This window comes from Algibacter sp. (assembly GCF_049667265.1).
GTDB lineage: Bacteria > Bacteroidota > Bacteroidia > Flavobacteriales > Flavobacteriaceae > Algibacter_B.
On record NZ_JBATHX010000207.1, the window covers coordinates 1 to 4480 of the forward strand.

Annotated in this window: 5 protein-coding genes and 1 pseudogene; 4 read left to right on the plus strand and 2 right to left on the minus strand. The window is 33.0% G+C overall.

The features are described from left to right. Positions 1 to 192: pseudogene (locus WBN21_RS07735) on the minus strand (ABC transporter substrate-binding protein); the annotation flags it as partial. Positions 193 to 327: 135 nt separating this feature from the next. On the opposite strand from WBN21_RS07735, the gene mtaB reads away from it, so the two are divergent. Together mtaB and WBN21_RS07745 are read left to right on the plus strand one after the other, a co-directional pair. Continuing rightward, complete coding sequence (gene mtaB / locus WBN21_RS07740) at positions 328 to 1653, plus strand: tRNA (N(6)-L-threonylcarbamoyladenosine(37)-C(2))-methylthiotransferase MtaB (RefSeq protein WP_424199036.1); 1326 nt, start codon at positions 328 to 330, stop codon at positions 1651 to 1653. Positions 1654 to 1762: 109 nt separating this feature from the next. Beyond that, positions 1763 to 2278, plus strand: a complete 516-nt coding sequence (locus tag WBN21_RS07745) for a hypothetical protein (protein WP_424199038.1) — start codon at positions 1763 to 1765, stop codon at positions 2276 to 2278. Between the two features lie 71 nt (positions 2279 to 2349). Here the strand turns inward: WBN21_RS07745 and WBN21_RS07750 are convergent, their stop codons facing one another. Continuing rightward, entirely contained in the window at positions 2350 to 2646 is a 297-nt protein-coding gene (locus tag WBN21_RS07750; RefSeq protein ID WP_424199040.1) for an N-acetyltransferase, read from the minus strand. Between the two features lie 115 nt (positions 2647 to 2761). Between WBN21_RS07750 and WBN21_RS07755 the strand changes: the two genes are divergently transcribed. Further along, entirely contained in the window at positions 2762 to 3427 is a 666-nt protein-coding gene (locus tag WBN21_RS07755) for an alpha/beta hydrolase (RefSeq protein WP_424199042.1), read from the plus strand. A 36-nt stretch (positions 3428 to 3463) separates the two neighbouring features. Further along, positions 3464 to 4384 carry a lytic transglycosylase domain-containing protein gene (locus tag WBN21_RS07760; protein ID WP_424199043.1) on the plus strand — a complete coding sequence of 307 codons (921 nt, stop codon included), beginning with the start codon at positions 3464 to 3466 and terminating at the stop codon, positions 4382 to 4384. Positions 4385 to 4480: the final 96 nt, after the last annotated feature.

The window sequence follows — 4480 nt, forward strand, 5'->3', positions numbered from 1 at the left end:
ATTACAAACCGAATTGTCTTGTAGTGTTCTTGAAAAGGCAGGATCTAAAGTGTTAATGTTGGCGTATTCGTTATAACGAAAAACAAGATTTTCATTGATAATAATTGAATTATTTCCGCAGGAAAAAAACAAAATAAGCATACAACTAATTGATAAGTAGCGAATTATTTGTCGTGAAATGGGTTTTATCATGTAACTTTTAAGTTGTAAATTTGCGCGCTAATGTCATGATGAGCGCAGTTGAAACATCTGTTTATTGAATCATGTGACAAAATGTAAAGATAAATTTTAAAAAATCCTGAAACAAGTTCAGGATAACAAAAAGTAATGAATAAAAAAGTCGCATTTTATACTTTAGGTTGTAAACTGAATTTTTCGGAAACGTCTACCATTGCCAGAAACTTTAATAATGAAGGTTTTGATAGGGTCGATTTTTCTGAAAAAGCAGATATTTATGTGATTAATACCTGTTCGGTTACTGAAAATGCAGACAAGCGTTTTAAAACCATTGTAAAGCATGCGCAAAAGGCTAATCCAGAAGCTTTTGTTGCTGCCGTTGGTTGCTACGCACAGTTAAAACCACAAGAATTAGCAGATGTAAATGGTGTGGATTTAGTGCTTGGAGCAACCGAAAAATTCAAGATTACTGATTACTTGAACGATCTTTCTAAGAATGATTTGGGAGAAATACATTCTTGTGAAATTGAAGATGCCGATTTTTATGTTGGAAGCTATTCCATAGGTGATAGAACTCGGGCTTTCTTAAAAGTGCAAGATGGCTGCGATTATAAATGCACCTACTGCACCATTCCTTTGGCTAGAGGGATTTCTAGAAGTGATTCCATGAAAAATGTTTTGGAAAATGCAAAAGCTATTTCAGAACAAAATATTAAGGAAATTGTACTTACAGGAGTTAACATTGGCGACTATGGTAAAGGGGAGTTTGGCAATAAAAAACACGACAATACTTTTTTAGATTTAGTGACCGAGTTGGATGAGGTAGAAGGTATTGAACGCCTTAGAATATCATCCATCGAGCCTAATTTACTGAAAAATGAAACGATTGATTTGGTTTCAAAATCCAGAGCATTTGTGCCGCATTTTCATATTCCATTACAGTCGGGAAGTAATACCATTCTTAAAAAAATGAAGCGTCGTTACTTGCGGGAATTGTATGTGGATAGAGTTTCAAAAATAAAAGAAAAGATGCCTCATGCTTGTATTGGTGTGGATGTGATTGTTGGTTTTCCTGGTGAAACCGACGACCATTTTCTTGAAACCTATAATTTTTTAACCGAATTAGATATTTCTTATTTACACGTTTTTACATATTCAGAGCGCGAGAATACAGAGGCTGCTAAAATGGATGGTGTGGTATCAAAAAACGTGAGAAGCAAACGAAGTAAAATGCTACGTGGTTTGTCAGTTAAAATGCGACGAGCGTTTTATGAAAGTCAACTTGGAACAACCCGAACTGTTTTATTTGAAAGTGAAAATAAAGAAGGCTATATACACGGATTTACTGAAAACTACGTTAAGGTTAAAGCACCTTGGAATCCTGAATTGGTAAACACCTTGCATCAAGTTAAACTTGCTGAAATTGATGATGATGGTATTGTAAGATTTGAGTTTTTGGAGGTTTTATCAACATAATTTTTCTGTTTTTATACTAATCAACCTTGAAATTTTGCAATTTAGCCTAATTATTGTGTGAATTACTATGATCATACATATTTTTACCTCGAATTAATCATGCCCCAATATGAATAAATTTATTTTAAACCTATGTTTTGCATTTGCGCTAGTATGTTTTACTAGTTGTTCTTCTGAAGATATGCAAGATGAAAGTTCACCTTTGGTTGGAGTCTGGAAATTAACAGCATGGAATGTTAACGGCGGATTTGATATGAATAACGATGGTATGGTGAATACTAATCTTTTAAATGAAATTGATTGCGATCGAAATGAAACCTTGTTTTTTGATGAGAAGGGTGTTGTATCTTTAAACACAACCTTTAATCCAGATATAAATATTTCCTTACTAAAGGATGAAACTAACGAATATAGTTTTGATGTTGTGTGCGATACTGAAGGCGTTATAAGTTTAGCAACGTCATATACATTTATGGATTCGACTGTTATGATTGGTGAAAGTGTAGCCATGATTCAGGGCGATCAAATATTTTTAGTTTTCGAAGACCGAATAAAAATTTATAATGAAGATTTTACGGAAGTTTTATTTACCAAAGATCTAACTTTAGTTTATACCAAACAGTAATGGTTGGCATAAGTCAATAAAAAAGCCGAAACTGGAAAGTTTCGGCTTTTTTATTATCCATTATTAGAAAACTATATTCTTACGCCAACAGGCAGCATGCGCTTATATTTTCTATTGCTTCTTACAAATTTTGCTATGGCAGGACAAGTAGGCATAACACTTAAGTTACGCGATCCTATTTCTTCAAAAACAAGTGTTAAAAATTCTTTTTGAAAACCTTCCTCTTTAATCGCTTCAGGTATAATTAATTTAGTTAAAAATATTTTCCGTTCTTGAGGTGCATATTCAATAATTGCTAAATGACCCTCATGTTTTAATTCAAATTGACGTAGAAAATCGTTGTCAATTAGTTCTGCAGCTTCAACCATGTTAATTTTGTTTTAATTCTTAGGAAATCAAAAATAGTGAGTACTATTTCTCTAACTTTGCGCAAAAGTACGAAATAAAAACGACAAACTAAAGAAAATTAACGGTTAATACCTTATGGTTCAAGAGTTAATACATGTTTATTTAATGCCTGGAATGGCGGCAAGCCCCAAAATATTTGAACATATTAAATTGCCCGAAAATCAGTTTGAAATTCATTTACTTGAATGGCAAATGCCTAAGGTTAATGAATCGTTAAGCGATTATGCTTTAAGACTTTCTAAAAAAATTAAGCATACAAATGTGGTTTTGTTGGGCGTGTCGTTTGGAGGTGTTTTGGTACAGGAAATGAGTAGGTTTGTTAAGCTTAGAAAACTCATCATTGTATCAAGTGTAAAAACCATGAATGAGTTGCCAAAAAGGATGATTTTTGCAAAAACTACAAAAGCTTATGCATTAATTCCAACGCAACTAGCAAGTAAAATTGAGGTTTTTGAAAAATATGCCTTTGGAGCAACTATGACTAAGCGTTTGGAGCTTTACAAGAAATATTTATCAGTAAATGATAGTAAATATTTAAGTTGGGCCATTAAAGAAATGGTTTGTTGGGAGCGGCAAGATGTCATTCCGGGAATTATTCATATTCATGGTGATAAAGACCCTGTATTTCCAATAAAATATATTAAAGACTGCATCGTTATTAAAAACGGCACTCATATTGCTATTATCAATAAATATAAATGGTTCAATAAAAATTTACCTGCTCTAATTTTAGAAAGCTAAGCGATTTTTATTTAATTTTATAAAAAACTTAAAACGATGAAAATGATACAGAAAGGATTGGCATTTGTGGGATTATTAAGTTTATGTGCCCTATTTATTTATGCCCTACAAGATGCTCCAACAGATGAAAATTTTGAAACGAAATTAATAAACGATTATAACGTTTATGCACTTCAAGTTCCAGATTATTTAAATTTTGCTGGTGAGGCCATGCCGCTTGAAAACCCAGATATTTTAGAACGTATGGATAGAGAATTGCTTGTAAATACCTACTGGCAATCAAATGGGTTATTGATGTTTAAACGTGCTAAAAAATACTTTCCTATAATTGAGCCTATTTTAGCGAAACACGGTGTTCCTGATGATTTTAAGTACCTATCAGTTATTGAAAGCGGATTAACAAACGCTGTTTCTCCAGCTGGAGCGAGAGGTTTTTGGCAAATTATGCCAGCAACAGGTCGTGAAAATGGTTTAGAAGTTAACGGTAATGTGGATGAGCGTTATAATTTAGAAAAAGCAACCGAGGTAGCTTGTAAATATCTCATAGATGCTAAAGAAAACCTAGGCTCATGGACACTTGCTGCTGCTGCTTACAATGCTGGAAATGCTGGAGTTTCAAGACGTCTGGATGAACAAGGTGTAACTGGATATTACGATTTACTTTTAGGTGAAGAAACTGGACGTTATTTATTCAGAATTGTGGCTTTAAAGGAGATTTTATCAAACCCAAAAAAATACGGTTTCAATTTTAGAGATAAAGATTTATACACAAACGTACCAACCTATAAAATTGAAGTAGATACTGCTGTTACCGATTTTACTAAGTTCGCACAACGTTTTGGTATAAACTATAAGTTACTAAAACTTCATAACCCTTGGTTGCGAGAGCCACACCTTAATAATAGTTCAAGAAAAGCTTACTATGTTGAAATACCTAAGGAAGGGTATTATAATTAATATTGAAAGTTTTTTAGAGAAACCATAAAAATATCTTTCTGGGATGGATAACTACGCCAAATTATTTACCATATCCTGGCTTATTTACGGGATATA